At 70.9% G+C, this 25,423-nt stretch carries 26 protein-coding genes; 9 read left to right on the top strand and 17 right to left on the bottom strand.

Translation table 11 applies throughout. The features are described 5' to 3' along the window. Positions 1-41: 41 nt before the first annotated feature. The 4 genes from I8N67_RS21495 to hisI form a co-directional block, all read right to left on the bottom strand. A complete protein-coding gene (locus I8N67_RS21495; RefSeq protein WP_200304794.1) occupies positions 42-314 on the bottom strand; it encodes an HGxxPAAW family protein in 273 nt (90 codons plus the stop codon). Positions 315-467: 153 nt separating this feature from the next. Further along, positions 468-1,112, bottom strand: a complete 645-nt coding sequence (locus I8N67_RS21490) for a TIGR02234 family membrane protein (RefSeq protein ID WP_200304793.1) — start codon at positions 1,110-1,112, stop codon at positions 468-470. Positions 1,113-1,164: 52 nt separating this feature from the next. Continuing rightward, a complete protein-coding gene (locus I8N67_RS21485; protein WP_200304792.1) occupies positions 1,165-2,652 on the bottom strand; it encodes an anthranilate synthase component I in 1,488 nt (495 codons plus the stop codon). 11 nt (positions 2,653-2,663) lie between these two features. After that, positions 2,664-3,110: a phosphoribosyl-AMP cyclohydrolase gene (gene hisI, locus I8N67_RS21480; protein WP_234046050.1), complete on the bottom strand. Its 447-nt coding sequence runs from the start codon at positions 3,108-3,110 to the stop codon at positions 2,664-2,666. 143 nt (positions 3,111-3,253) lie between these two features. On the opposite strand from hisI, the gene I8N67_RS21475 reads away from it, so the two are divergent. Then, a complete protein-coding gene (locus I8N67_RS21475) occupies positions 3,254-3,889 on the top strand; it encodes a TIGR03085 family metal-binding protein (protein WP_200304791.1) in 636 nt (211 codons plus the stop codon). A 66-nt stretch (positions 3,890-3,955) separates the two neighbouring features. Here I8N67_RS21475 and hisF read toward each other — a convergent pair whose 3' ends face one another. The 8 genes from hisF to hisD are packed head-to-tail and all read right to left on the bottom strand — an operon-like array spanning position 3,956 to position 9,678. After that, the gene (gene hisF, locus I8N67_RS21470; protein ID WP_200304790.1) at positions 3,956-4,711 is read right to left on the bottom strand and encodes an imidazole glycerol phosphate synthase subunit HisF; all 756 of its coding nucleotides are present in this window, start codon (positions 4,709-4,711) and stop codon (positions 3,956-3,958) included. After that, a complete protein-coding gene (locus tag I8N67_RS21465; protein WP_200304789.1) occupies positions 4,708-5,109 on the bottom strand; it encodes a RidA family protein in 402 nt (133 codons plus the stop codon). The genes hisF and I8N67_RS21465 overlap by 4 nt, the downstream gene beginning before the upstream one ends. Beyond that, positions 5,106-5,831, bottom strand: coding sequence for a bifunctional 1-(5-phosphoribosyl)-5-((5-phosphoribosylamino)methylideneamino)imidazole-4-carboxamide isomerase/phosphoribosylanthranilate isomerase PriA (gene priA / locus I8N67_RS21460; protein ID WP_200304788.1), 726 nt, complete (start codon positions 5,829-5,831; stop codon positions 5,106-5,108). Before priA ends, I8N67_RS21465 begins: the two co-directional genes overlap by 4 nt. A gap of 2 nt (positions 5,832-5,833) precedes the next feature. Then, positions 5,834-6,484, bottom strand: a complete 651-nt coding sequence (hisH, locus tag I8N67_RS21455) for an imidazole glycerol phosphate synthase subunit HisH (protein WP_200304787.1) — start codon at positions 6,482-6,484, stop codon at positions 5,834-5,836. Continuing rightward, positions 6,475-6,639 (bottom strand): CG2302 family histidine operon protein, encoded by a 165-nt coding sequence (locus I8N67_RS21450; protein WP_200304786.1) that lies wholly within the window; start codon positions 6,637-6,639, stop codon positions 6,475-6,477. The genes hisH and I8N67_RS21450 overlap by 10 nt, the downstream gene beginning before the upstream one ends. After that, the gene (hisB, locus tag I8N67_RS21445) at positions 6,636-7,229 is read right to left on the bottom strand and encodes an imidazoleglycerol-phosphate dehydratase HisB (RefSeq protein WP_200304785.1); all 594 of its coding nucleotides are present in this window, start codon (positions 7,227-7,229) and stop codon (positions 6,636-6,638) included. The genes I8N67_RS21450 and hisB overlap by 4 nt, the downstream gene beginning before the upstream one ends. Further along, positions 7,226-8,338, bottom strand: coding sequence for a histidinol-phosphate transaminase (locus I8N67_RS21440; protein WP_200304784.1), 1,113 nt, complete (start codon positions 8,336-8,338; stop codon positions 7,226-7,228). The genes hisB and I8N67_RS21440 overlap by 4 nt, the downstream gene beginning before the upstream one ends. After that, a complete protein-coding gene (hisD, locus tag I8N67_RS21435; RefSeq protein ID WP_200304783.1) occupies positions 8,335-9,678 on the bottom strand; it encodes a histidinol dehydrogenase in 1,344 nt (447 codons plus the stop codon). The genes I8N67_RS21440 and hisD overlap by 4 nt, the downstream gene beginning before the upstream one ends. A 182-nt stretch (positions 9,679-9,860) precedes the next feature. Here hisD and I8N67_RS21430 point away from each other — a divergent pair, with 182 nt between their 5' ends. The 4 genes from I8N67_RS21430 to ybaK all read left to right on the top strand — a co-directional run bounded on the left by I8N67_RS21430 (position 9,861) and on the right by ybaK (position 13,953). Then, the gene (locus I8N67_RS21430; RefSeq protein WP_200304782.1) at positions 9,861-11,441 is read left to right on the top strand and encodes an oxidoreductase; all 1,581 of its coding nucleotides are present in this window, start codon (positions 9,861-9,863) and stop codon (positions 11,439-11,441) included. Positions 11,442-11,603: 162 nt separating this feature from the next. Then, on the top strand, positions 11,604-12,659 hold the full coding sequence (locus tag I8N67_RS21425) for a hypothetical protein (protein WP_200304781.1): 1,056 nt from the start codon (positions 11,604-11,606) through the stop codon (positions 12,657-12,659). An 11-nt stretch (positions 12,660-12,670) separates the two neighbouring features. Beyond that, complete coding sequence (locus I8N67_RS21420) at positions 12,671-13,411, top strand: LON peptidase substrate-binding domain-containing protein (RefSeq protein ID WP_200304780.1); 741 nt, start codon at positions 12,671-12,673, stop codon at positions 13,409-13,411. 35 nt (positions 13,412-13,446) lie between these two features. Further along, complete coding sequence (gene ybaK, locus I8N67_RS21415) at positions 13,447-13,953, top strand: Cys-tRNA(Pro) deacylase (protein WP_200304779.1); 507 nt, start codon at positions 13,447-13,449, stop codon at positions 13,951-13,953. Positions 13,954-14,135: 182 nt separating this feature from the next. Here the strand turns inward: ybaK and I8N67_RS21410 are convergent, their stop codons facing one another. The 4 genes from I8N67_RS21410 to I8N67_RS21395 all read right to left on the bottom strand — a co-directional run bounded on the left by I8N67_RS21410 (position 14,136) and on the right by I8N67_RS21395 (position 18,175). After that, entirely contained in the window at positions 14,136-14,822 is a 687-nt protein-coding gene (locus I8N67_RS21410) for a DUF2567 domain-containing protein (RefSeq protein ID WP_200304778.1), read from the bottom strand. Positions 14,823-14,856: 34 nt separating this feature from the next. Continuing rightward, on the bottom strand, positions 14,857-15,681 hold the full coding sequence (locus tag I8N67_RS21405) for an ABC transporter permease (RefSeq protein ID WP_200304777.1): 825 nt from the start codon (positions 15,679-15,681) through the stop codon (positions 14,857-14,859). A 106-nt stretch (positions 15,682-15,787) separates the two neighbouring features. Continuing rightward, on the bottom strand, positions 15,788-16,813 hold the full coding sequence (locus I8N67_RS21400; RefSeq protein ID WP_200304776.1) for an ABC transporter ATP-binding protein: 1,026 nt from the start codon (positions 16,811-16,813) through the stop codon (positions 15,788-15,790). 144 nt (positions 16,814-16,957) lie between these two features. Then, entirely contained in the window at positions 16,958-18,175 is a 1,218-nt protein-coding gene (locus I8N67_RS21395) for an NYN domain-containing protein (RefSeq protein WP_200304775.1), read from the bottom strand. A 241-nt stretch (positions 18,176-18,416) separates the two neighbouring features. Between I8N67_RS21395 and I8N67_RS21390 the strand changes: the two genes are divergently transcribed. Beyond that, positions 18,417-18,581, top strand: a complete 165-nt coding sequence (locus tag I8N67_RS21390; RefSeq protein ID WP_200304774.1) for a hypothetical protein — start codon at positions 18,417-18,419, stop codon at positions 18,579-18,581. Positions 18,582-18,686: 105 nt separating this feature from the next. Here the strand turns inward: I8N67_RS21390 and dnaE are convergent, their stop codons facing one another. After that, positions 18,687-22,226 carry a DNA polymerase III subunit alpha gene (dnaE, locus tag I8N67_RS21385; protein ID WP_200304773.1) on the bottom strand — a complete coding sequence of 1,180 codons (3,540 nt, stop codon included), beginning with the start codon at positions 22,224-22,226 and terminating at the stop codon, positions 18,687-18,689. Positions 22,227-22,429: 203 nt separating this feature from the next. Here dnaE and I8N67_RS21380 point away from each other — a divergent pair, with 203 nt between their 5' ends. The 3 genes from I8N67_RS21380 (at position 22,430) to I8N67_RS21370 (ending at position 25,420) form a co-directional block, all read left to right on the top strand. Continuing rightward, on the top strand, positions 22,430-23,755 hold the full coding sequence (locus I8N67_RS21380; RefSeq protein WP_200304772.1) for a DUF2252 domain-containing protein: 1,326 nt from the start codon (positions 22,430-22,432) through the stop codon (positions 23,753-23,755). Between the two features lie 95 nt (positions 23,756-23,850). Further along, entirely contained in the window at positions 23,851-24,537 is a 687-nt protein-coding gene (locus tag I8N67_RS21375; protein ID WP_200304771.1) for a hypothetical protein, read from the top strand. 82 nt (positions 24,538-24,619) lie between these two features. After that, positions 24,620-25,420, top strand: a complete 801-nt coding sequence (locus I8N67_RS21370; protein ID WP_200304770.1) for a DsbA family protein — start codon at positions 24,620-24,622, stop codon at positions 25,418-25,420. Positions 25,421-25,423 lie beyond the last annotated feature (3 nt).

Genomic DNA, 25,423 nt, shown 5'->3' with positions numbered 1-25,423 from the left:
GCCCGGCGGTGATGGCCGCCGGGCCGCCCCTCACGCGGAGCTCAGCTCTTGGCGCCGGCCGGCTCGGGGGTCGCGGTCGCGGTGGCGCTGCGCCCCGCCGTCTCGTACGCGGCGTGCGCGTCCTTCGGCTGGCCCAGGCCCATGGACCGCATGATCATGCCGACGACGCCACCGAGGACCGTGATGACCATGCCGGCCCAGAATCCCAGCGGCTGGGCCATCACCATGTACGCGCCCGAGACGCAGAATCCGATGATGGCAATGGTGACGCCGGTCCAGGCGGCCGGGGTGTGACCGTGGCTGCTGCCCGCCATGACTTGCTCCTCGTTGCTGTGTGCGTGGTGCTCGACGCGTCTCGGTCGATGCATGTCGCTCGATATCTGTGCTGAGTCGGACGCTCGTCGTCCATTGTCCCGTACGCGCGCGGCTGCCTTGAGCGGGGGTCGCGCCCCGGGTCCCGCCCCGGCCTACGCCGGGTCCGGGCCCGTCGGGTCCTCCCCCCGGTCCAGGGCTTTCCACATGTCCTCGGGCCGGTCGGGGTCGACGGGCTGGGCCTTGCGTGGCCGGGGGGTGCCGTCGCGCTCGTAGCGGCCGGACATCGCGGGCCACAGGCGTCCGTAGCGGAGCGCGAGCAGCCCGGCGAGGAGGATGAGCGCGCCGCCGACGGCCGCGACGTACGGCCAGCCGGTGTGGCTGAGCGTGCCGACGGTCGCGGCGCTGTCGCCGGAGGCCTCGGCGGCCTTGTCGTCGAGCGCCGAACTGTCGTACGCGCCGAGCAGCGCGGCGACGCCGGTGCCCACGCCGGAGAGCGCGAGCAGCGCGGCGACCAGGACGCGCCCGGACCGGCGGACGGCGAAGACGGCGACGAGCGCGGCGAGGCCCACTACGGCGAGGGCCGCGGGCACGCCCGTGATGTCGCTGCCCTTGGCGGTCAGCGGGAAGGCACCGCCGGCCACCGAGGCGGTGCCCTCCGACCAGCGCTGACGGCTGGCGAGCAGCGTGACGGCCGCGCCGAGCGCGCCGCTGGACAGTGCCAGGGCGAGGCTGCGCCGGCTGGAGCGGACGAACGCGGGTTCGGAAGGGGGCTGAGGTGCTGCGGTCACGTGGTCCACTATCGCCTGCGCCCCGGGGGGGTTGTCACCCGGGGTTCACGTGAGAAGCGCCCTATTGTCCGAGTCGGTTGGCCGTGTGCACCGCGCGCAGGACCGCCGCCGCCTTGTTGCGGCACTCCGTGTCCTCGGCGACTGGGTCCGAGTCTGCGACGATGCCGGCGCCGGCCTGGACGTAGGCCGTGCCGTCCCGGAGGAGGGCCGTACGGATGGCGATGGCGGTGTCGGAGTCGCCCGCGAAATCGAGGTAGCCGACGCAGCCGCCGTACAGGCCCCGCCGGGACGGCTCCAGCTCGTCGATGATCTGCATGGCGCGCGGCTTCGGGGCTCCGGAGAGGGTGCCTGCGGGGAAGCAGGCGGTCAGCACGTCGAAGGCGGTGCGGCCCTCCGAGACCCGGCCGGTGACGGTGGACACGATGTGCATGACGTGGGAGTACCGCTCGACGGACATGAAGTCGACGACCTCGACCGAGCCCGGTTCGCAGACCCGGCCCAGGTCGTTGCGGCCCAGGTCGACGAGCATGAGGTGCTCGGCGCGCTCCTTGGGGTCGGCGAGCAGTTCGTCGGCGAGGGCCTGGTCCTCCTGCGGGGTCGCCCCTCTGTGCCGCGTACCGGCGATGGGGTGGACCATGGCCTGTCCGTCCTCGACCTTGACCAGGGCCTCGGGGGAGGAACCGACGACGTCGAAGCCGTCGAAGCGGAACAGGTACATGTACGGGGAGGGGTTGGTCGCCCTGAGGACCCGGTACACGTCCAACGCGCTTGCGGTGCAGGGGGTTTCGAAGCGCTGGGAGGGGACGACCTGGAAGGCCTCGCCGGCCCGGATGCGCTCCTTGATGTCCTCGACGGCCTCCTGGAAGTCGGGGCCGCCCCAGAGCGCGGTGTACTCGGGCAGTTCGGAGGGCGGGAGGGCCGCCGGGGGCTGGGCGACGGGCCTGGCCAGGTCGGCCTGCATGGCGTCGAGGCGGGCGACGGCGTCGGCGTAGGCCTCGTCGACGCCCGTGTCCAGGTCGTTGTGGTTGATGGCGTTGGCGATCAGCAGGACCGAGCCCTCCCAGTGGTCCATCACCGCCAGGTCGCTCGTCAGCAGCATGGTCAGCTCGGGGAGTCGCAGGTCGTCCCGCTCGCCGGGGCCGATCTTCTCCAGGCGGCGCACGATGTCGTAGCCGAGGTAGCCGACCATGCCGCCGGTGAACGGCGGCATGCCCTCCTCGTGGGGGGTGTGGAGTGCCTCGATGGTGGCGCGCAGGGCGGCGAGGGGGTCGCCGTCGACGGGGACGCCGACCGGTGGGGAGCCGAGCCAGTGGGCCTCGCCGTCGCGGGCGGTGAGGGTGGCGTGGTTGCGGACGCCCACGAAGGAGTAGCGAGACCATTGAAACGCCGTGCGGCCGTTCTCGGCGGACTCCAGGAGGAAGGTGCCGGTCCGCTCGGCGGCGAGCTTGCGGTAGAGCGCGACCGGGGTGTCGCCGTCGGCGAGGAGCTTGCGGCTGACGGGGATGACACGGCGGTCGGCGGCGAGCTTGCGGAACGTCTCGAGGTCCATGGCGGCTGACCTTACTGATCCAGTGGCGGTACGCCGGAATCGGCGCCGCCCTCGACGGCCTGGAGGACGTCCTCGTCGAAGCAGGTGCGGGCGCCGGTGTGACAGGCGGCGCCGACCTGGTCGACCTTGACGAGGACGGTGTCGGTGTCGCAGTCCAGGGCGACGGACTTCACCCACTGGAAGTGGCCGGAGGTGTCGCCCTTCACCCAGTACTCGCGGCGGCTGCGCGACCAGTAGGTGCAGCGCCCGGTGGTGAGGGTGCGATGCAGTGCCTCGTCGTCCATCCAGCCGAGCATGAGCACCTCACCGGTGTCGTACTGCTGGGCGATGGCGGGCAGGAGCCCGTCGGCGCCGCGCTTGAGGCGCGCGGCGATCCCGGGGTCCAGCGCGCTGGGAGCGCCGGGGCCTGCGGGGGCTCCGGGACTGTGGGGGCTGCTGGAGGACGGCGTGCTGGTCATGCGTGTCATTGTGCCGCGCCGCGGTGACCTGCCTCGTCCGTTGTCCACAGGCCGGACCTTCTTGTCATACCAACGGCATCCCTGCCGCGTATCGGCCGGACCTGCGCTGGGCGGACGGGTGGCCCGGTCGTAGGCTGGCTGTCATGTCGACCCATGCCAAGCGTGAACGGCTTCTCTTCGCCGACCTGTTGGAGACCGCGGGGCCAGAGGCTCCCACCCTGTGCGAGGGATGGAAGGCTCGTGACCTGGCCGCGCATGTGGTGGTGCGCGAGCGCCGCCCCGACGCCGCCGGGGGCATCCTCATCAAGCAGCTCGCGTCGCGCCTGGACCGGGTGATGGAGGAGTTCGCCGCGAAGCCGTACGAGGAGCTGATCCAGCTCGTCCGGACCGGTCCGCCGCGTTTCTCGCCCTTCTCCCTCAAGCAGATCGACGAGGCGTCCAACACGATCGAGTTCTACGTCCACACCGAGGACCTCCGCCGCGCCCAGCCCGAGTGGGCCCCGCGCGAGCTCGACCACGTCTTCCAGGACGCCCTCTGGTCGCGTTTGGAGCGCACCGCCCGCCTCATGGGCCGTGGCTCCCCAACGGGTCTGGTGCTGCGCCGCCCCGACGGCCGGACCGCGGTCGCCCACAAGGGCACCCCCGTCGTCACGGTCACCGGCGAGCCCTCGGAGCTGCTGCTCTTCCTGTACGGCCGCCAGCAGGCGGCCGATGTGGAGCTGGAGGGCGACAAGGAGGCGATCACCAAGCTGCACGAGACGAAGCAGCTGGGTATCTGAGCGGTATCCGAAGCGGTGTAAGCCCCGGCCACCAGGTGACCGGGGCTTACATCAGCGTCTGCCGCGTCACCTCACAGGGTGACCCGCACCCCGCAGCGCGTCCTTCACCTCGCCGATCCGCAGATCGCCGAAGTGGAAGACGGAGGCGGCCAGCACCGCATCCGCGCCTGCCGCGATGGCCGGGGGGAAGTCCGTGAGGCGTCCCGCTCCGCCGCTGGCGATCAGCGGTACCGTCACGTGCTTGCGGACGGCCTCGATCATCTCGATGTCGTAGCCGTCCTTCGTGCCGTCCGCGTCCATCGAGTTGAGCAGGATCTCGCCCGCGCCCAGTTCGGCGGCCCGGTGGGCCCACTCGACGGCATCGAGGCCGGTGCCCTTGCGGCCGCCGTGGGTGGTGACCTCGAAGGAGCCGGATTCCGTACGGCGGGCGTCGACCGACAGCACCAGCACCTGGCGGCCGAAGCGCTCGGCGATCTCACGGATCAGCTCCGGGCGGGCGATCGCCGCCGTGTTGACGCCGACCTTGTCCGCGCCCGCCCGCAGCAGCTTGTCCACGTCCTCGGCCGTACGGACGCCGCCGCCGACCGTCAGCGGGATGAAGACCTGCTCGGCGGTGCGGCGCACCACGTCGTACGTCGTCTCGCGGTTGCCGGACGACGCGGTGATGTCCAGGAACGTCAGCTCGTCGGCGCCCTCGGCGTCGTACACCTTGGCCATCTCGACGGGGTCGCCCGCGTCGCGCAGGTTCTGGAAGTTGACGCCCTTGACGACCCGGCCGTTGTCGACGTCCAGGCAGGGGATGACTCGGACCGCCAGGGTCATGAATCCACGGCTCCTCTGAATGCTTCGATCTCTACTTCGACAAGGACGCGCGGGTCGATGAAACCCTCCACGACCAGCAGGGTCGCGGCCGGTCGCACCGGGTCGAAGAGTTCCTTGTGGGCCCGCCCCACCTCGTCGACGTCCCGCAGGTGCGCCAGATACATCCTCGTACGGACCACGGACCCGACGCCGAGCCCGAATTCGCCGATCGCCTCGATCGCGCTCGCGAAGGCGACCCTGGCCTGTTCGTACGGGTCGCCCTCCCCGTACAGCACATCGCCCTTGAAGGACGTCGTGCCCGCCACCAGGACGCGGTCGCCGACCGCGACGGCGCGCGCGAACCCGAAGGACTCCTCCCAGGGACTGCCGCTCTGCACGCGCCGCGCGGATCCGGTCATGACGCCACAGCCTCCAAGGCCTCTTCCAGGGTGAACGCCTTCGCGTACAGCGCCTTTCCGACGATGGAACCCTCGACCCCGAGGGGTGCCAGCGCGGCGATGGCCCGCAGGTCGTCGAGGGACGACACGCCGCCGGACGCCACGATCGGGCGGTCCGTCGCGGCACACACGTTGCGGAGCAGCTCCAGGTTCGGGCCCTGGAGGGTGCCGTCCTTGGCGATGTCCGTGACGACGTAGCGGGCGCAGCCCTCCTTGTCGAGGCGCTCCAGCGTCTCGTAGAGGTCGCCGCCGTCGCGGGTCCAGCCGCGGCCTCGCAGGGTCGTGCCCTTCACGTCGAGGCCGACCGCGATCTTGTCGCCGTGCTCGGCGATGATCTTGGCGACCCACTCGGGGGTCTCCAGCGCGGCGGTGCCGAGGTTGACCCGGGTGCAGCCGGTGGCGAGGGCCTTCGCCAGGGAGGCGTCGTCCCGGATGCCGCCGGACAGTTCGACCTTGATGTCCATCGCCCGGGTGACCTCGGCGACCAGGGACCGGTTGTCGCCGGTGCCGAACGCGGCGTCCAGGTCGACCAGGTGCAGCCACTCGGCGCCCGCGCGCTGCCAGGCGAGGGCGGCCTCCAGGGGGGAGCCGTAGGAGGTCTCCGTGCCGGACTCGCCGTGCACGAGCCGGACCGCCTGGCCGTCACGCACGTCGACGGCGGGGAGGAGTTCGAGCTTTGCCATGGCTACAGGGTTCCGATCCAGTTGTTCAGCAGCTGCGCTCCGGCGTCGCCGGACTTCTCGGGGTGGAACTGCGTGGCCCAGAGGGGGCCGTTCTCGACGGCCGCCACGAAGGGCTTGCCGTGCGTCGACCAGGTGACCCTGGGAGCGGCGAAGGCGGGGTTGCGCGTCTCCAGGGACCAGTCGTGGACGGCGTAGGAGTGCACGAAGTAGAAGCGGGCGTCGGCGTCCAGGCCGGCGAACAGCTCCGTGCCGGCCGGGGGCTCGACGGTGTTCCAGCCCATGTGGGGCACGATCTCGGCCTGGAGCGGCTCGACCGCGCCGGGCCACTCGTCGAGGCCCTCGGTCTCGACCCCGTGTTCGATGCCGCGCGCGAAGAGGATCTGCATGCCGACGCAGATGCCCATCACCGGACGCCCGCCGGAGAGCCGGCGGTCGATGATCCAGTCGCCGCGCGCCTCCTTCAGCCCCTTCATGCAGGCGGCGAAGGCGCCGACGCCCGGCACCAGCAGCCCGTCCGCGTTCATGGCCCTGTCGAAGTCACGCGTGATCTCGACGTCGGCCCCCACGCGCGCGAGGGCGCGCTCGGCGGAGCGGACGTTGCCGAAGCCGTAGTCGAAGACCACTACCTTCTTGGACGCGGTGCTCAATTCCACACCTCCAGCCTCATGGCGCCGGCGACGAGACACATCCCGGCGGCGATGGAGAGCAGCACGATGAGGCTCTTCGGCATCTGCTGCTTGGCGAAGGAGATGATGCCGCCGACCAGGAAGAGGCCGACGACGATCAGGACCGTGGAGAGGCCGTTCACAGCGCGCCCTTCGTGGAGGGCAGGATGCCGACCGCGCGCGGGTCGCGCTCGGAGGCGTAGCGCAGGGCCCGGGCCAGCGCCTTGAACTGGCACTCGACGATGTGGTGCGCGTTACGGCCGTACGGCACGTGCACGTGCAGGGCGATCTGGGCCTGGGCGACGAAGGACTCCAGGATGTGCCGGGTCATCGTGGTGTCGTACTCGCCGATCATCGGCGCCATCTTCTCGGGCTCGGTGTGCACGAGGTAGGGGCGGCCGGACAGGTCGACGGTGACCTGGGCGAGGGACTCGTCCAGCGGGACCGTGCAGTTGCCGAAGCGGTAGATGCCCACCTTGTCGCCGAGGGCCTGCTTGAAGGCGGCGCCCAGCGCGAGGGCGGTGTCCTCGATGGTGTGGTGCGAGTCGATGTGCAGGTCACCGTCGGTCTTCACGGTCAGGTCGAACAGACCGTGCCGGCCGAGCTGGTCGAGCATGTGGTCGTAGAAGCCGACCCCGGTGGAGATCTCCGTCCTGCCGGTGCCGTCGAGATCGATCTCGACGAGGACCGACGTCTCCTTGGTGGTCCGCTCCACGCGTCCTACCCGGCTCATGTGCTCTGCTCCTTCTTCAGTTCACGTACCGCGTCGAGGAACGCGTCGTTCTCGGCGGGGGTTCCCGCGGTCACCCGCAGCCACCCCGGTACGCCGTTGTCCCGGACCAGGACGCCCCGGTCGAGGATCTTCCGCCAGATCTCGTGCGCGTCCTCGAACCTGCCGAACTGCACGAAGTTCGCGTCGGACTCGGTGACTTCGTAGCCGATCGCGCGTAGCTCCTCGACCAGCCGGTCCCGCTCCGCCTTCAGCTGCTCGACATAGCCGAGCAGGGTGTCGGTGTGCTCGAGGGCGGCCAGGGCGGTCGCCTGGGTGACGGCCGAGAGGTGGTACGGCAGCCGGACGAGCTGGACCGCGTCCACGACCGCCGGGTGCGCGGCGAGGTAGCCGAGGCGCAGTCCGGCCGCGCCGAAGGCCTTGGACATCGTCCGCGAGACGACGAGATTCGGCCGTCCTTCGATGAGGGACAGCAGCGAGTCGCCGTGGCTGAACTCGATGTACGCCTCGTCCACGACCACCATCGACGGCTTGGCCGCCTGCGCGGCCTCGTACAGCGCGAGGACGGTGTCTGCCGAGACCGCGTTGCCCGTGGGGTTGTTGGGGGTGGTGATGAAGACGACGTCCGGCCGGTGCTCGGCGATCGCCTTCTCGGCGGCCGGGAGGTCGATCGTGAAGTCGTCTTCGCGCGGGCCGGAGATCCAGCCCGTGCCCGTGCCGCGCGCGATGAGGCCGTGCATCGAGTACGACGGCTCGAACCCGATGGCCGTACGGCCGGGCCCGCCGAAGGTCTGCAGCAGCTGCTGGATGACCTCGTTGGAGCCGTTCGCGGCCCACACGTTGGCGAGGCCGACCTCGTACCCGCACGTCTTCGTCAGATACTCGGCGAGCCGCGTGCGCAGCTCCACCGCGTCCCGGTCCGGGTAGCGGTTGAGGTGCCGGGCCGCCTCCCGGACCCGCTCGGTGATCCGCTCGACCAGCGGCTCGGGCAGCGGGTACGGGTTCTCGTTGGTGTTCAGCCGGACGGGGACGTCGAGCTGGGGCGCGCCGTAAGGGCTCTTGCCGCGCAGTTCGTCCCGTACGGGGAGATCGTCGATGCGTACGTCGCTCACTTGCCCTCAGGTACCTTCCAGCCGAACCGAGCCTTGATCGCCGCGCCGTGCGCGGGCAGGTCCTCCGCCTCCGCCAGCGTCACCACGTGGTGCGCGACCTCGGCCAGCGCGTCCCGTGTGTAGTCGACGATGTGGATGCCGCGCAGGAAGGACTGGACGGACAGACCGGAGGAATGGCAGGCGCAGCCGCCGGTCGGGAGCACGTGGTTGGAGCCGGCCGCGTAGTCGCCCAGCGAGACCGGGGCCCAGGGGCCGATGAAGATCGCGCCGGCGTTCACCACGCGCTCGGCGACCTCCTGCGGACGGGCCGTCTGGATCTCCAGGTGCTCGGCGCCGTACGCGTTGACGACCCGCAGGCCCTCGTCGAGGCCGTCGACCAGGACGATCGCGGACTGCCGGCCCGCGAGCGCGGGGCGGATCCGGTCCTCGATGTGCTTGGTGGCCTCGACCTGCGGCTGAAGCTCCTTCTCGACCGCGTCGGCGAGCGTGACGGAGTCGGTGACGAGCACGGCGGCGGCGAGCGGGTCGTGCTCGGCCTGGCTGATCAGGTCGGCGGCGACGTGCACCGGGTCGGCGGTGTCGTCCGCGAGGACCGCGATCTCGGTCGGGCCCGCCTCGGAGTCGATGCCGATGACACCGGTGAAGTACCGCTTGGCGGCGGCCACCCAGATGTTGCCCGGCCCGGTGACCATGGGAGCGGGCGGGCAGGACTCGGTGCCGTACGCGAACATCGCGACGGCGGTGGCGCCACCGGCCGCGTAGACCTCGTCGACGCCGAGCAGCGCGCAGGCGGCGAGGATCGTGGGGTGCGGCAGCCCGTCGGCCGGGTCATTTTCAAAAGCGGAGGCCTGCGCCGGCGAGGCGAGGGCGATCGACGGGACACCGGCCTCCTGCGCGGGGACCACGTTCATGATCACGGACGAGGGGTAGACCGACCGGCCGCCGGGGGCGTAGAGGCCCACGCGCTCGACCGGTACCCACTTCTCGGTGACCGTGCCGCCGGGGACGACCTGGGTGGTGTGCGTGGTGCGGCGCTGCTCCCGGTGGACGATGCGGGCGCGGCGGATCGACTCCTCCAGGGCCGCGCGGACGGCCGGGTCGAGCTGCTCCAGCGCCTGCGTGAGGGCCTCGGCCGGGACCCGTACCGACGTCAGACGTACGCCGTCGAACTTCTCCGCGAAGTCGATCAGCGCCGCGTCGCCCCGATGATGCACTGCCTCGCAGATCGGACGCACCTTCTCCAGGGCGGCCGAGACGTCGAAGTCGGCTCGGGGCAGCAGGTCGCGCAGGGCGGGTCCCTCGGGGAGGGCGTCGCCGCGCAGATCGATTCGGGAGATCACGCGGTCAATTCTCTCAGACCCGCGTCGGCCGTCATCCGCGCGTTCCACTGGGTGATACGCGCCGACCGGGAACCTGGAAGATCACCTTCACGTCTAGCGTTCAAGGCGTCACTCAGCGGGCATCACCAGCTTGAACAGTTGTGCGATACACGTGAGTGCAGGGGACGGAGGAAGGAAGAGCTGTGACCGAGGGTGCGGGCGTCCGGGACGGGGACCTGCCGGACGACCTGTCCGCCGCCGAGGCCGGTATGTGGCAGGCGTTCCGCAATGGCAGCGTGTACGACCTGCGGGACGGGGACACCGCCGTGGACGATCCGCACGGCGGCCATCCCTGGGGGCCCGAGCGCAGCGTGCGGGCCCGGATCGTGGCCTGGCTGCTGCTGGACGGGCCGCCCGCGCTGGCCGGCCGGGTGTCCGCGCTGAAGCTGGTCGGCGTCCAGATCAAGGGCACCCTGGAGCTCGCGGGCGGCAATGTGGTGCCGTACGTGGAGATGAGGGCCTGCCGGTTCGAGAAGCAGATCCTGCTGCCGGAGGCACGGTTCACGACCGTACGGCTGGTGGACTGCTCGGTGCCGCGGCTGGAGGCGGCGCGGCTGCACACGGAGGGCGATCTGCATCTGCCGCGCTGCCGGTTCCACAACGGGGTGCGGCTCGCGGACGCGCACATCGGCACCGATCTGCTGCTCAACCAGGCGGTCGTCTACCGCGACCGGCACGGCCGCTCGCTCTCGGCCGACGGTCTGACCGTCGCCCAGGACGTCCAGGCCGAGATGCTGGAGTCGCACGGCGAGCTGAGCCTGCGCGGCGCGACCATCGGCGCCTCGCTCAGCCTGCGCGGCAGCCGGCTCTCCAACCCGTACGGCCGTCTCGCCCTCAACGCGCCCCAGCTGACCGTCGAGCGCACCCTCTATCTGACCCCGGCCGGCGTCGGCAATCCGCTGCACACCAGCGGGAGCACGCCCGCGCGCGGGACCCGCGTCCAGCGGTTCGTGTGCCAGGGCGGGATCCGGCTGGACGACGGGCGGTTCGGGGACGCCGTCGACCTGGAGCGGGCCCGGTTCACCCTCACGGATGACCAGGAGGTGTCCCTGCGCCGCGTCCAGGCGCCCGAGCTCCGCTTTCTCGGCGAGAGGCCGGAGCGCGGCAAGGTCGTCCTGTCCGGCGCCCGGGTCGGCGTCCTGATCGACGAGGCGGACAGCTGGCCGGGCCCCGGCAACCTCCACATGGGCGGCTTCCAGTACGAGACCCTCGTACCGCGCGGCCGGTTCCCGCTGGCCGAGCGGCTGGCATGGGTGGCGGCGGCGACCGCCGAGTACAACCCGGAGCCGTACGAGCGGCTCGCGGCCGTCCTGCGCACCGGTGGCGACGACGAGGGCGCCCGCGAGGTGCTGCTGGCCAAGCAGCGCCACCGGCGGGAGAACCTGCCGTTCGCGGCCAAGCTCTGGGGCCACGCGCAGGACTGGACGGTCGCGTACGGGTACCGGCCGGGCCGGGCCGCGGTGTGGATGGCGGTGCTGTGGGCGCTGACCTCGTACGCCTTTTCACACGCCGACCATCCGCCGATGAAGAGCGGCGAGCACCCGAACTGGAGCCCCACCCTGTTCGCCCTGGACCTGCTGCTGCCGGTCATCGAGCTCGGCCAGGTCGGCTACTGGCAGCTGCGCGGCGGCTGGCAGTGGCTGGCCGCGGCGGTGATCATCCTGGGCTGGATCCTCGCGACGACGGTCGCGGCGGGGGCGACCCGGCTCCTGAGCAGGAACTGATCAGCACTGACCAGCTCTGAGCAGCGATCCGGACCGTAACCTGAAGGCACACAACCTGAACCGTCTTCCCACCGTCTTGATACCGAAACCATCAATTGCGAAACCACGACGGTGAGCACCCGGTCCGCGAGAGCGGCGCCGGCCTAGGCGCAAGGGGCCGCCATGGATCCACTGCGCGCGCTCGTCCGTACCGCCCGGATGGTCCGTCACACCTCAGGGCTCGCCGCCGGGCTGCCCGCCGACGACGAGGTGTTGCTCGACGCCCCCGACGAGCGGCTCGGGGCCGTGCTGGTGGCGGCGGGGCGCGGCGAGTACGTGCCCGCGGCCAAGCTGCTGGGGATCACCCGGGAGTCCGCCGAGTGGGAGAACCGCGACCGGTACGCGCTGCGGCTCGCCGCCTTCGCCCACGCCCGCGACGGGTGGCTGCGGGCCTGGCAGGCGGCCGCCCCGCACGACCCGGACGTCCTGCTGATCAAGGCCGAGCTGACGGTGGCCCGGGGCCTGCGCTCCCCGGCCCGGGTCGAACTGCTGCGCGAGGTAGGCCCGCTGATCGCCGCGGCCGCCGAGGGTGAGCCCCGTGACCCGGTGCCCTGGCGGATCGCCCTGGACCACGCCCGGGGCACCGGCCTCGGCCACACCGGCTTCGAGCAGCTGTGGGCGGAGGCGGTCCGCCGCTCCCCGCACCACTACGGCTGCCATGTCTCGGCCCTGAAGTACCTCTCGGCCTCCTGGTACGGATCGCACCGCGAGTGCTTCGACTTCGCCGAGCGGGCCGCCGAGGACGCGCTCCCCGGCTCCCTCGTCCGTGCCCTGCCGGTCCGCGCGGCCTTCGCCTACCTCACCGAGGGCGGCGGGGCCGTGGTCCCGCGCGCCCGCCTGGACGAGGCGGCGGACGGCGCGATCGCCCTCTCCGCCGAGTACGCGCCCGGCGACCCGTGGCCCGCCGAGGTCCGCAACCTCCTGACCTACGTCCTCGTCCGCCTGGAACGCTGGCCGGACGCCCTGGCCCAGCTGCGCATGATCGGCCCGTACGCCACGTCGTTCCCCTGGGACCGTGTCTCGGACGATCCGCTGGGCCAGTTCCTCGAATTGCGGGACGGCGTACGGCTCGAAGTGGCGTCGGCGATGCCGCTGCGGGCGCGGACGGGGAGGACCGGGAGGTCACATGGGAGGTCACAAACGAGTACGAGCGAACGCGCGCGCCCCGACGACCATTAGGCTCTGGCCTCGTGACCACCGTCCGGCTGCCACTCTTCCCCCTGAACTCGGTGTTGTACCCGGGGCTCGTGCTTCCTCTGAACATCTTCGAGGAGCGCTACCGCGCCATGATGCGCGAGTTGCTGAAGACCCCCGAGGACCAACCCCGCCGCTTCGCCGTCGTCGCCATCCGCGACGGCCACGAGGTCGCGCCGAGCGCACCCGGTATGCCGGATCCGACCGCCCTGCCCGAGCGCGGCCCGACCGCCGGCTTCGGCGGCGAACCGTCCAAGGCGTTCCACCCCGTGGGCTGTATCGCGGACGCGGCCACCATCCGGGAGCGCGACAACGGCACGTTCGAGGTCCTCGCGACCGGCACCACCCGGGTGCGGCTGCTCTCGGTGGACACCTCCGGCCCGTTCCTCATGGCGGACCTCGAAGAGCTTCCGGAGGACCCGGGCGACGAGGCGGGCGCGCTCGCGGAGGGTGTGCTGCGGGCGTTCCGCCAGTACCAGAAGCGGCTCGCGGGCGCCCGTGAGCGCTCGCTGTCGACGGGTGCGGACCTCCCGGACGAGCCGGCCGTCGTCTCCTACCTGGTCGCCGCCGCGATGATGCTCGACACCCCCGCCAAGCAGCTGCTCCTCCAGGCCCCCGACACCGCGGCCCGCCTGCGCGACGAGCTGAAACTCCTGCGCGCCGAGACCGCCATCATCCGTAATCTGCCGTCGTTGCCTGCGTCGGAGCTGACGCGCGGGCCGACGAGTCTCAACTGATCGCAACCACCTCAACTGACGCACGCGAGAGGCTGATGGCGAAGAAGTCGAAGAAGCAGCAGTCGGGCGCGGGTGGCACGCCCGCGACCGTGGCGCTGAGCGCGGCGGGTGTGCGGTTCACCGTCCACGCCTACGAGCACGATCCCGCCCACCCGTCCTACGGCGAGGAGGCGGCCGAGGCCATGGGTGTGTCCCCCGAGCGGGTCTTCAAGACCCTGGTCGCGGACGTCGACGGCTCCCTCGTGGTCGCGGTCGTGCCGGTGGCGGGTTCGCTGGACCTGAAGTCCCTGGCGACGGCGGTCGGCGGCAAGCGAGCGGCGATGGCCGACCCCACCCTCGCGGAACGCACGACGGGCTATGTCCGCGGTGGCATCTCCCCGCTGGGCCAGCGCAAGAGGCTCCGCACGGTACTGGACGCCTCGGCGGACGGCCACGACACGATCTGCGTCTCCGCCGGCCGCCGGGGCCTGGAGGTCGAACTCGCCCCCACCGATCTCCAGCGCCTCACGGAAGCGGTCTCCGCGCCCATCGCCCGCGCGTGAGTTCCTTGACCGCGCCCCCAAAGGCGAAGAGCATGGGGGCGCAGCCCCTGCTTTTCTTTTCAGGGGCGCGGGGAACTGCGCGACAAGCCCCCACCGAACCCGCAGACAAAGAGCCGGGGTAGAAGGGGCAGCGCCCCTGGGGATGGGACGGGTAGGGGCGGCGGGGGCGAGAACAAACGCCCTTATGCCGCCGGCGGCCCGAGCGGCGCACCGTACTCGTCCGTCATCTGACGCTGCTGCCCGTACGGATCGGGATCCCGCGGCCCGAACAACGCCGTCAGCCCGAGATGGACCAGCAACCCGGCCAACGGCCAGGCCAACAGCGCCCCCTTCGCCCCGAGCTTCAGAGGCGCGGAGAAGGTCACCCCCTCCCCCACCTCCTTCGCCCGAGCCACGACATCCGTATCGGGCCCGAGCCACACCCCCAGCCGCCACGCCAGCACGGCCCCCAGCACCCCACCGACCGTGAGCGCAACGACGAGCGGCACGCCCCCACGCCGCCGCAGCACGAAGACGACGAGCGCGCTGAGCGCACCCGCACCGAGGGCCAGCAGCGTGAACGTTCCATCGACGCCGACGGCCTGCTCGCCCTCGGTGTCCTTGAAGTAGACCGCCGACCCGTCGGAGACGAGCGGTACGTGCGGCGCCAGCCACCACCACAGCAGGCCGAGCAGCACACCACCGATGAGCGCCATGACCGCGGTGACGACGGCGGCCTCGATCAGCTCCGTCCTCAGCCCGGGCCCGGACGGCTTGTCCGGCTCGTACCCGTGGTGCCCCGCACCCCCGTCGCCGGCGGGCGGAGGCGCCCAGGAGTCGTGCGAAGGCTGGCCGTGCGGCGGCGGAGGGGGAGTCAACGGTGCGGTCACTCTGACATCGTGCCAGGCGCGGCTGTGCGGCGCGTCACCGGACGGCGGCCCGCCGGTACGCCCAGGTGGCGACCGCGAGGGAGATGACCCCGACCCCGGCGCACACGGCGAGGTCACCGAGCACGAACGCCCAGTCGGGATTCGGCCCGAACGTCCGCGCGAAGGCCTCCACCCCGTACGTCGACGGGAGCAGGTCCCGGGCGAACTGGATGAAGGCCGGCATCCGGTCGGCCGGCAGTACGCCGAGCAGCAGCGCGGCCGACATGCCCAGCTGACCGAGCACGGTGGCGAGTTCCGGGCGCGGGGCGAGCAGGCCCAGCGCGGCGCCGAGACCGGCGAGCGCGGCCCCGGCGAGCGGGATCACGGCGGCGAGAATCCAGAGGTGGGACAGCGGCAGCCCGAAGAGCACACACCCGAACACCGCGGTCACCACGGTGCCGGGGACGGTGAAGGAGGCGTACGCCCCGGCCGCGCCGAGCACCACGGCCGCCGGCGGCACCGGCAGGGTCGCGTAGTGGTCGAGGCCGCCGCTCGCCCGCAGCTGCCCGAAGTACTGCGCCAGCAGGTTGAGCGCGACGAAGGCGACGACGAGCACCGCCGAACCGGCGACGACGGTCCGCGCCTCGGCCCCGCCGTCCACCACTCCGCGCATCAGGATCATGATCCCGATCGACTGGAAGGTGGCCACGAACAGCAGCGGGATCCGCGCGACCCGCGCCCGGGAGAGCTGCGCCCGGTACACCGCGCAGAGCGACGGCCACAGCCGCGCGCGGGGCCCGAGCTCGGCGGCTCCGCGCTCCACGCGCTCCTCTACGGCCAGGGTGCTGCCCGGCAGAATCTCGGCGGGTACGACACTCACGTCGAGTTGCTCCCCTTCGCTTCGGCTGTCGCCCATTTTCGTACGGCTGCGGCAGCCCTGCCGTTCATCTCCGCACCGACTGCTCTCCGGCTCACGCCCGCGATCCTCACCCCTTGACCAGCCCCTGTGCGCTGCCCGCGCTGCCGCCGAGCGCCAGGTAGACGTCCTCCAGGCTCGGCGTGGCGAGCGTGAAGTCGTCGAGCGCGACGAAGGCGGCGCCCCCGGTCACCGTGGCCACCACCGCGCGCGCCTCGTCCGGCGCGAGCCGGAGCGTCCAGCGGCGCCCGGACTCCACGGCGCGCGGGCGCAGCGCGGCGACCTCGGGTACGTCCAGCGGGGCCCTCTCCCGCCACACCAGCTCGACGCGGACCTCGCCCGCGACCTTCTCCTTCAGCCCGGCTGGGGTGTCGCAGGCGATGACGCGCCCTTTGTCGAGGACGGCGACCCGGTCGAGGACGGTCTCGGCCTCGATGACGTTGTGGGTGACCAGCAGGACGGTGGTGCCGGACTCGGCGCGGCGCCGGTCGACGGCGGCCCACACGGCCCGCCGGGCCAACGGGTCCATGCCGCTGGTCGGCTCGTCCAGCACGAGCAGCGGCCGTTCCCCGACGAGGGCGGTGGCGAAACAGGCGAGCCGCCGCTGTCCGCCGGACAGCTTCTTCAGCGGCCGCGAGGCGAGCGCGGTCAGCCCCAGCTCCGCCAGCACGGCGTCCCGCTCGGCCCGCGCCCGCCGTACCTCCAGGCCGCGCAGCCGTCCGGTGGTCTCCGCGGCCAGCGCCACGGTCAGTTCGTCGAGGGCGGTCGACTCCTGCCCCAGGTACGCGAGGATCCGCGCGGCCCGCTCCGGGTGCCGCACGATGTCGTGGCCCAGAATCTCGACGGTGCCGTCGTCGGGCCGCATCAGCCCGGTCAGCTGCCGTACGAGTGTGGTCTTGCCGGCCCCGTTAGGCCCGAGCAGCCCGAAGATCTCCCCGCGCCGGACCTCCAGCGCGACCGCGTCATTGGCCCGCACCTCGGGCGTCCCCGGCTCCCCGCGCCGCCCCCGCGTGGCCGCATACGTCTTGGTGAGCCCCCGCACAGCACACACGACATCCCGACCGTGCCGGATCGTCTGTGCCGTACGCGTACTCACGAGGAGCGAGCCTACGGGGTCTTCAGTACCGATTTTCTCCCGGGGGCACCAGCAGCGGGCCCCAAAGGGGCGCGGGGAACCGCGCGACCAGCCACAACAAAGCCGCAGTCGCCCACAAACAGAACAGCCCGAGCTATTGGGCGCTCATTCCCCCGCCGGCAGGCGCTCCGCGGCGGTCCGCACATCGATCTCTCGCCAGAACCCGGCTCTGATCGCATAGCGGTCGTGCTCATCGATCTGGTCGTCCTTGTGCGCGAGCAGCCCGAACCGTGCCGCGTACCGCAGCAGCTCCCCGTCCACCCGGTGCGGAACCCGCGGATACATCCCGGAGACCTTCTGCAGATGGGACTGATCGGTCAGCCGCGACATCCACCGCCGGGCGAACACCTGCCCGACCTCGAAGGGGTCGCCACCGACCGTCGTGATGTCCTCCTCCCGGTCGGCCCACCGCTGCTCCGCGCTGGTGAGCTGCGCCAGCGTCGGCATCGCCGCCGCGTCCGGCCCCTCCGCCGCGACGCCGGGCCGGTCCACCCAGCCCTTGTCGGAGGACCACCGCAGCGTGGCGGTCGCCGGATGCTGCGCGGAATGGGCCCCGGGGCCCCGCATCGCCGCGAGGTCCTTGGGCGTCGGTACGCCCTTGGGAGTCGACGCCCGATCCTCCGCGCCGTTGCGCCCCGCGTCGGCGGCCGAGGCGTGCTCGGGCTCCCCGGTCGCCCGCTCGGCGGCCGCGAGGGCCGACTCGGGCAGCGGCGCCGACAGGATCGCGGCGATCTCCGTGCGCGGCACCGGCTGCGGGGCGCAGGTCCCGCCGAACTCCCTGGCCCGTACGGCCTTGGTGATCCACGCCCGGTCGAGCACCCGCCGCTCGTCGGCCTCGGCGACCAGGTCCTCGGACTGGTTGTAGTCCCCGTCGGCGGCCTGCACCGCCCACAGGTGCACGGCGACGCCGTGCTCCTTGGCCGCCATCATGCCCGGCAGCAGATCCCCGTCGCCGGTCACGAGGACCACGTCGGAGCACGCGCGGTTGCGGGCCAGCTCGGTCAGTTCGGCGTGCATGGCGGCGTCCACGCCCTTCTGCGCCCACCGCCCGTCGCTGCGGGTCAGCGCGCCGAGCCGTACGGTCACCCGGGGCATCACGCGCAGCCTGCGGTGCTCGGGCTGCGGGACGCGGTCGGGGGCGCCGTCGAACCAGTAGATGCGCAGCAGCGGCCGCTCGGTGTCGGCCTCGGCGCGCTCGCGCAGCCCCTGGATGAGGGAGGCGTGATCGACGGTGATCCGGGAGCGGGAAGGTTCTCCGGCGAGGAGGCTGGCGGCCGCGCCGAGCAGATACCCGGCGTCCACCAGGACGATGCAGCGGTCCACTCGATCCACCCTCTTTCCGGGAGGTTTGCTTCGGGCTTCCTTCGAGTCTGCCCGACCACGCGGAGGTTAACGGCCGGAACTCGATCTTCGGCGTGGCGTATTCGCCGTACACCCCTCCAACACGACATACGCTCCGACAACTGTCGTAACGGACGGTGATTTTCGGAAATGCGCGGCTTGTCAGGCTATGTGAATCTGGTCGCGGCCCTGGCCCCTAGATCCCCCGCAGGAGGCAGTCACCATGGCCAAGAACAAGAAGCAGGACCGTAAGCAGCCGCAGTCCGAGCGTGGTCAGCAGGAGGCCCAGCAGTCCTCGATGGAGTCGCAGACGGAGCAGCGCGCCTCCCAGGTGACACCCGGCGACATGGCCCGCAAGGGCCGTCAGAAGCGCTTCGGTCACAACTGACCTCCGCACAAAGGGCTGTTGCAGCCCAGATACACCGAGGGGGCGCATCCGGAAGTCCGGATGCGCCCCCTCGCGCGCTTGCGCCTGTAAGTCCGCCGTCGGCCGCTAGCCGGCCAGGCAGGACGGGCCGAGCAGGACCTTCAAGTCGCCGAACAGCGCCGGGTCGGGCTTCACCCGGTGCCGGTCGAGGCGCAGCACCGTCGTCTTGGTGGGTCCCTGGAGCCTGATCCGGACCTCGCTGTCGCCCTTGTGGTGGCTGAGGATCTCACCGAGGCGGCTGACCATGGGCGGGGTGACCCTGGTGGCCGGGATGGTGAGGATCACGGGCGCGTTGGTGCCCGCGTTCGACAGGTCCGGGACCTGCATCTCCATCGCGACCAGCCGCGGTACCTCCTCGCGCTTGTCGAGGCGGCCCTTGACGAACACGACGGCGTCCTCGACGAGTTGGGTCGAGACGAGCTGGTAGGTCGCCGGGAAGAACATGCACTCGATGGAACCGGCGAGGTCCTCCACGGTGGCGATGGCCCAGGCGTTGCCCTGCTTGGTCATCTTGCGCTGGAGGCCCGAGATGATGCCGCCGATGGTGACGACCGCGCCGTCCGCGTGTTCACCGCCGGTGAGCTGGGCGATGCCCGCGTCGGCCTTGTCGGAGAGCACGTGCTCCAGGCCGAAGAGCGGGTGGTCGGAGACGTAGAGACCGAGCATCTCCCGCTCCTGGGCGAGGAGATAGGTCTTCTCCCACTCGTCGGTGGTGAACTCGACGTCGAGGCCGAAGCCCGGCTCGCTGGTCTCCTCCTCGCCCATGCCGCCGAAGAGGTCGAACTGGCCCTCGGCCTCCTTGCGCTTGACCGCGACCACGTTGTCGATCATCGAGTCGAAGTGCGCGGTCAGGCCCTTGCGGGTGTGCCCCATGGAGTCGAAGGCACCCGCCTTGATCAGCGACTCCGTGGTCCGCTTGTTGCAGGCCACCGCCTCGACCTTGTCGAGGTAGTCGGGGAAGGAGGCGTACTTCCCCTTGGCCTTGCGGCTGCGGATGATCGACTCGACGACGTTCGTGCCGACGTTGCGGACGGCGGAGAGGCCGAAGAGGATCACGTCGTCGCCCTGGGCGGCGAAGTTCTGCTCGGACTCGTTGACGTTCGGCGGCAGCACCTTGATGCGCATGCGCCGGCACTCGTTGAGGTAGACCGCCGACTTGTCCTTGTCGTCCTTGACCGAGGTGAGCAGCGCGGCCATGTACTCGGCCGGGTAGTTCGCCTTCAGATAGCCGGTCCAGTACGAGACCAGTCCGTACGCGGCGGAGTGGGCCTTGTTGAACGCGTAGCCGGCGAAGGGGACCAGTACGTCCCACAGGGCCTGGATCGCCTCGTCGCTGTAGCCGTTCTTCTTGGCTCCGGCCTGGAAGATGGTGAAGTTCTTCGCCAGTTCGTCGGGCTTCTTCTTGCCCATCACGCGGCGCAGGATGTCGGCCTCGCCGAGCGAGTACCCGGCGATGATCTGGGCGGCCTTCTGCACCTGCTCCTGGTACACGATCAGGCCGTAGGTGACCGCGAGGACCTCCTGGAGCGGCTCTTCCAGCTCCTTGTGGATCGGCGTGATCTCCTGGCGCTTGTTCTTGCGCTCCGCGTAGTTGATGTGCGAGTTCATGCCCATGGGGCCCGGCCGGTAGAGGGCCGAGACGGCGGAGATGTCCTCGAAGTTGTCGGGCTGCATCTGGCGGAGCAGGGAGCGCATGGGGCCGCCGTCGAACTGGAAGACGCCGAGGGTGTCACCGCGGCAGAGCAGTTCGAACGTCGTGGGGTCGTCCAGCGGGAGGGCGAGCATCTCCAGGTCGATGCCCTTGTTGGCCTTCACCATCTTGATGGCGTCGTCCATGATCGTGAGGTTGCGCAGGCCCAGGAAGTCCATCTTGAGCAGGCCGAGCGACTCGCACTGCGGGTAGTCCCACTGTGTGATGGTCACACCGTCGGTGTGGCGCACCCAGATCGGGGCGTGGTCGACGATGGGCTCGCTGGACATGATCACACCGGCCGCGTGCACACCCATCTGCCGCACCAGGCCCTCGACGCCCTTGGCGGTGTCGATGACCTTCTTCACATCCGGTTCGTTCTCGTACATCGACCGGATCTCGCCCGCCTCGCTGTAACGCGGGTGCGAGGGGTCGGTGATGCCGTTCAGGTCGATGCCCTTGCCGAGGACGTCGGCGGGCATCGCCTTGGTGAGCCGGTCGCCCATCGCGTACGGGTAGCCCAGCACACGCGCGGAGTCCTTGATGGCGTTCTTCGCCTTGATCTTGCCGTACGTGCCGATCATGGCGACCTTGTCGGCGCCGTACTTCTCGGTCACATACCTGATCACCTCGACGCGCCTGCGCTCGTCGAAGTCGATGTCGACATCGGGCATGGAGACGCGCTCGGGGTTGAGGAACCGCTCGAAGATCAGGCCGTGCGGGATCGGGTCGAGGTCGGTGATGCCCATGGCGTACGCGACGATCGAACCGGCCGCCGAGCCACGGCCCGGACCGACCGCGATGCCCTGCTTCTTGGCCCACATGATGAAGTCGGCGACGACGAGGAAGTACCCCGGGAACCCCATCTGGATGATGACGTCCATCTCGTACTCGGCCTGCTTCTGGCGGTCGTCGGGGACGCCGCCGGGGAAGCGGCGCTCCATGCCGAGGCGGACCTCCTCCTGGAACCAGGTGACCTCGGTGAAGCCCTCCGGAATGTCGAACTTGGGCATGAGGTTCTTCGCCTCGAACATGCCCGCCGTGTCGATCTGTTCGGCGACCAGGAGGGTGTTGGCACAGCCCTCCTGCCAGGCGTCCGAGGAGTCGACGGCGTACATCTCGTCGGTCGACTTCAGGTAGTAGCCGGTGCCGTCGAAGCGGAAGCGGTCCGGGTCGGAGAGGTTCTTGCCGGTCTGGATGCACAGCAGCGCGTCGTGCGCCGTCGCCTCGTGCGCGTACGTGTAGTGCGAGTCGTTGGTGACCAGCGGCGGGATGCCGAGCTTCTTGCCGACCCGGAGCAGGTCCTCGCGGACCCTGCTCTCGATCTCGATGCCGTGGTCCATCAGCTCCAGGAAGTAGCGGTCCTTGCCGAAGATGTCCTGGTACTCGGCGGCCGCCTTCACCGCCTCGTCGAACTGGCCGAGGCGCAGCCGGGTCTGCAGCTCGCCGGACGGGCAGCCCGTGGAGGCGATGAGGCCCTCGGACCACTGGGAGATGGTCTCCTTGTCCATCCGGGGCCACTTCTGCAGCCAGCCCTCGGCGTACGCGTCCGAGGAGAGCTTGAAGAGGTTGTGCAGGCCCGTGCTGTTCGACGCCCAGATCGTCTTGTGCGTGTAACCACCCGAACCGGACACGTCGTCGCGCTTCTGGTGCGGCTGGCCCCACTGGATCTTGCGCTTGTTGCGCCGGGACTCGGGGGCGACGTACGCCTCGATGCCGATGATCGGGGTGACGCCGGCCTTCTTGGCCGTGTGGAAGAAGTCGTACGCCCCGTGGAGGTTGCCGTGGTCGGACATGGCGATATGGGTCATGCCCATCTCGTTGCACGCGTCGAACATGTCCTTGAGCCGCGCGGCACCGTCCAGCAGCGAGTACTGGGTGTGGACGTGCAGGTGCGTGAACGGCGGTTTTGACACGGCTTCGGCCTCCAGGGAAACGGCAGTGGACGAGTTCCCCACGGGCTGCGGACAGTCTGGGGGACAGCGTCGAAGTCTATGCCTCGGCACTGACACCGGGAGGGCTCTCCCCCGTACCTTCATGGAGGGGTCGCGGGCACTCCCGCGTACCTTCGGACGTTGAAAAACCGACCCACCCGTGAACCACCAGGAGGCACCCAGCGATGTCGGTCCCGCAGCTCAACGACGAGCGACGTGGCGAGGAGATCCTCGCCGTCTTCGACACCGCCTTCGGCCAGCTCCTGGCCGCCGACCCGGCCGCGTTCCGCGTGAAGTTCCGGAAGATGGCGGCCTCGGCCTTCGCGTTCTACCGGGGCACGGCGTGTCTCTTCTACCACGACCTGGACGCCGCGGAGCCGAGCGGGCCGTATCTGGACGAGCGCACCTCGCGCGTGTGGATCCACGGCGATCTGCACGCGGAGAACTTCGGCACGTACATGGACTCCACGGGCCGACTGATCTTCAACGTGAACGACTTCGACGAGGCCTACGTCGCCCCCTTCACCTGGGACCTGAAGCGCTTCGCGGCCTCCGTGGCGCTCATCGGGTACGCGAAGGCGCTCAGCGACGGGCAGATCACCGAGCTGGTGGAGACCTACGCGGCCGCCTACCGCGAGCGGATCCACGCCGTCGCGGCCGGTGCCAAGCGGGACGAGGTGCCTCCGTTCACGCTGGACACCGCGCAGGGCCCGCTCCTGGACGCGCTGCGCGACGCCCGCTCACTGACCCGTTTCGGGCTGCTCGACTCGATGACCGAGATCCGTGATTTCGAGCGCCGCTTCGCGCCGGGCGGCGGCTCCATCGAGCTGGACGCGGCCACCCGCTACAAAGTGCTGGCCGCGTTCGACGGCTATCTGGAGACGCTCCCGGAGTCCTCCCTGACCCGCCCGGACTCGTACCGCGTGAAGGACGTCGTCGGCCGCCGGGGCATCGGCATCGGCTCGGCGGGGCTGCCGTCGTACAACATCCTGCTGGAGGGGCAGAGCGACGCGCTGGAGAACGACGTCGTGATCTACATCAAGCAGGCCCAGACCCCGGCCGTCTCCCGCCACATCACCGACCAGCGGATCCGTGACTACTTCGAGCACGAGGGCCACCGCACGGTGATCTCGCAGCGCGCCCTCCAGGCGCACGCGGACCCGTGGCTGGGCTGGACCGAGCTGGACGGCGCCGGGCAGCTGGTCGCCGAGGTGTCGCCGTACGCGGTGGACCTGGACTGGAGCGACATCGACGACCCGGAGGAGATCGCGGCGGTCGTCGCCGACCTCGGCCGGGCCACGGCCACGATGCACGCGGCGGCGGACGACCTGAGCGGGCAGTCCCTGGTGCCGTTCTCCACGGAGCGGGCGATCGACGCGGCCATCGCCGCCGACGAGGACGGCTTCGCGCCCCTCCTCGTGGACTTCGCGCACGCCTACGGGGCACGCGCGCGTGCGGACCACCAGACCTTCGTCGACCTGTTCCGCAACGGCCGGATCCCCGGCCTGTAGACGTGCCGGCCACCGCACCCACACCTGAGGCATCGCGCACTCACAGGCGCCTTTTAGCGGTCCCTTACGTGGGTGGTGGGAGACTCGCCAACGCCATGGCCATATCCGGGACCCACTTCAGAGCCGTACGCGCGGCGCTGTTCACGGCACTCGCCGTGACGCTCAGCGCCGCGTCGCACGTGCTGCTGTCCGGGGTCCCGCTGCCGCCGGCCACCGTCGCCGCGATCGCCGCCGCCGTCTTCGCCGTCGCGTACGCGCTGGCCGGCCGCGAGCGCGGCTTCGGCCGGATCGCCGGCGTGCTGATCCCGCTGGAGCTGACCGCCGACACGGTGTTCACCACGGGCCAGCACGCCTGTTACGGCGCGGCGGGCGGCCCGGTCACGGGTCCGCTGCGTCAGGTCGGGCTCGACCTGCTGTGCGGCGGCAGCGTCGGCACGCCGCTGGCGCGGGTCACCGGCGACTCCGAGCGGGCGGCCAACCTGCTGGCAGGCGCCGGCCCGTCCACCGCCTGGCTGCTGCTCGCCGCGCACCTCGCCGTGGGGCTGCTGGCCGCCGCCTGGCTGCGGCGCGGCGAGCGGGCGCTGGCCCAGCTGCTGGACGCCGCGGTCGCCACCGGCTTCCGGCCGCTGCTGATCGCGGTCGCCTCGGTCACGCCGCGGCCCGCCCCGGCGGAGCATCGGCCGACGCGACGCACCGCGCACCGTACGAGCACCGCCCGCACCCTGCTCTTCGCGCACTCCCTGGGACGGCGTGGACCGCCGTGCTCGGTCACCTTCGCGTGACCACCCGCTGAGCACGAGCAAGTCCCCCTCACATACGTATTCCGCGCACGGCATGTGCGCGGCCCACAGGGAGTTCACCCCCATGAGCAAGCGGAACAGCAAGACGGCGAAGTCGGCGGCCCGTGAGCGGCTGCGGCTGGAGCGCGAGCGTCAGGCCAAGCGCTCGAAGGTCAGGCGGCAGGCGATCGTGGCGGGTTCGATCGTCGCGGTCCTCGCCATAGCCGGCGGCATCGGCTACGCCGTCGTCCAGAACAACCAGCCGACGAAGTGGGAGGAGGCCGCCAAGGCGACGGTGGTCGCGCCGGCCAACACCTCGGGCAAGAACGGCACCACCGTGCTGATCGGCGACTCCAAGACCGCCAACGTCGTCCACCTCTTCGAGGACCCGCGCTGCCCGGCCTGCGCCAGCTTCGAGCAGACCGTCGGCGAGACCGTCAACAAGGGCATGACGGACGGCGACTACAAGCTCTCCTTCACCATCGGCACCTTCCTCGACGGCAACCTCGGCGGCGAGGGCTCCAAGAACGCGCTGAGCGCGCTCGGCGCCGCCCTCGACGTCAGTCCCGAGGCCTTCCTCGACTACAAGACGGCCCTGTACTCGACGAAGTACCACCCGCAGGAGACGACCGACGAACTCGCCAACGACAGCTACCTGATCAAGGTGGCGAACACCGTCGACGCGCTGAAGAACAACACGAAGTTCCAGAACGCCGTCGAAAAGGGCACCTACGACGCCTGGGCGATGAAGATGAGCAAGACCTTCGACGACGCCGAGGGCGTCAAATCGACGCCGACCATCAAGGTCAACGACAAGGCGATCACCAACCCGTCGACGGTCGCGGACTGGGAGACGGCGCTGAAGGACGCGGGCGTCACCAAGTAAGGC

Origin of the sequence: Streptomyces adelaidensis (assembly GCF_016598475.1) — a bacterium.
Lineage (GTDB): Bacteria > Actinomycetota > Actinomycetes > Streptomycetales > Streptomycetaceae > Streptomyces > Streptomyces adelaidensis.
Note: the sequence above shows the minus strand (reverse complement) of the source record. Positions and strands in the feature narration are given on the sequence as shown.